This window comes from Arthrobacter sp. Hb9-2, from assembly GCF_059091165.1.
This window is the reverse complement of record NZ_JBNHGJ010000094.1, coordinates 1-744: the sequence shown is the minus strand read 5'-3', so window position 1 is coordinate 744 and position 744 is coordinate 1. Positions and strand designations below refer to the sequence as shown.

At 64.0% G+C, this 744-nt stretch carries 1 pseudogene; it reads right to left on the bottom strand.

Annotation, left to right across the window (positions count from 1 at the left end):
- Positions 1–744, bottom strand: a pseudogene (locus AC5RV1_RS21350) (Ig-like domain-containing protein); the annotation flags it as partial.

Here is a 744-nt window from a genome sequence, read left to right as displayed (position 1 = left end):
CTTGGGTGGAATGACGTCGTCCCAGTTGTTCACCAGCTGCATGTTCTGGTTCACCAGCCATACGTTGCCCGAGTTCACGTCGTTCAGGACCACCAGGTCCCGGTTCACCCGGAAAACATACGACGGCGACGCACTCGCCTTGGGCACGTCCACGTTCTTGTCATCAGCGTCGTTCGTGCAGTCACGGACGTACTTGTTGGCACCGGACCAGGCCGCGTGGACACACCCGCCCAACTGGACGGGCGCGGCCGGGATGCCTTCGCCGTCGAACGCCACCGTTTTCGCCGTGCCGCCATCGAGGGGCTGCTTCAGCAGCGCCTTCTGTGTGGAGATCGCTACAAAGTCACTGGCGGGACCGCCCTGCTGCAACTTGGCCTCGCGGGCGTTGTCCAGCTGCAGTCGCCTGCCGCCCGGCAGGATGAGCTTTCCCGCGGCCGCATCGAGGACAACCGGCTTATCCCCCACCACGGCCAACTGCAGGTCACCCGAACCCTTCAACTCGCCCCAGGTTTCAGACTCCGAGGACGTGACACCACCGTTGGTGTCAACACCAGTTACCGTCACCACGCCTGACTTTGGATCGGCCGAGTAGATCCGGTCATCCTCCCCCACCGCCGAAACGGTGCCCTCAGAGCCCACCAGCACCGGCTCGGTGGCTTCCTCGTCAAAACCGTTGACCGTGGAAGGCGACACCGCCCACACCTTGCCCGATGCCGCGTCCGTCACCGAAATCACCTCGGAGCC